This is a genomic window from Vibrio sp. 10N.222.55.C6 (assembly GCF_041473395.1).
Classification (GTDB): domain Bacteria; phylum Pseudomonadota; class Gammaproteobacteria; order Enterobacterales; family Vibrionaceae; genus Vibrio; species Vibrio crassostreae_C.
In genome coordinates this window covers 1-283 of record NZ_JBFRSD010000957.1, presented here as the reverse complement: position 1 = coordinate 283, position 283 = coordinate 1, and the positions used below count along the sequence as shown (strand labels likewise).

Sequence of the window (283 nt, the reverse complement as noted above, 5' to 3'; positions counted from 1 at the left end):
CAGGCTGCGGAAATTGCTTCCCAGTTACCAAACATCAGAACACCTGCGAGAGTAAGCCCTTCTTTACCATTCTCTCTGTTTTTGATCCACCCACCTATTTTTTTAAATAGGTCGAAAAGTTCATATTCAAGGTAAGGATGCTGTGGACTATGAGCAGCCAGCAAGTTGCGATAGGTTTTAAGGCTATCTATATTTATATCCTCAATAAAACTGTAATGTTCGGAGAGGATTTCACTATCTCGGCTGTCATAGAGTTGTTCAGCTATCATTCGTTTGACAGTTT

The 283-nt window shown here is 40.3% G+C and carries 1 pseudogene; it reads right to left on the bottom strand.

What is annotated here, in order from left to right:
* Positions 1-269 (bottom strand): annotated as a pseudogene (locus AB4486_RS27045) (AAA family ATPase); the annotation flags it as partial.
* Between the last annotated feature and the right edge of the window lie 14 nt (positions 270-283).